The 441-nt window shown below is 64.9% G+C and carries 1 protein-coding gene; it reads left to right on the forward strand.

Going from position 1 to position 441, the window contains the following annotated elements:
* Window positions 1–20 precede the first annotated feature (20 nt).
* The coding region (locus A6I89_RS24270) for a DUF222 domain-containing protein (protein WP_139811882.1) at window positions 21–441 on the forward strand (421 nt) is incomplete at its 3' end.

Genomic DNA, 441 nt, shown 5'->3' on the forward strand with positions numbered 1-441 from the left:
GTTCGAACTAGGCTCGTGTCATGAATCCGGGGGGACTCAACAATTCGGGCATCGCAGCCGCTTCGCTGCGGTCTGGCGACGTGGGATCGCTCGCCGAAGCGGTTCTTGTGCAGGGCATGGCCGACGTTTGCCGTGAGATCGAACGGCTCCAAGCGTTGCGGGTAGCGATGGCCGCCGAAGTCGATGCGCGTGCGGTCTCGTTCGACACCCTCGGCTTCCGCAGCGTCAAGCAGTGGCTGGCCGCGAACTCACTGTTGGAGGTGCCGGCCGCGGCACGGATCCTCGCATTGGGCCGGATGCTCGGCCGGCAGCCCGAGATCGCCGACGCCTTCAATGCCGGAGATATTTCGGCCGAGCACGCTTCGTTGATCGGGAAGTTCTGCGAAACCCCGCCGCGCGGCATGCCGAACGAAGCGCTTGGTTCGTGCCGGAAAGTGTTGC

Source organism: Prescottella equi (assembly GCF_002094305.1).
GTDB classification, from domain to species: Bacteria; Actinomycetota; Actinomycetes; order Mycobacteriales; family Mycobacteriaceae; genus Prescottella; species Prescottella equi.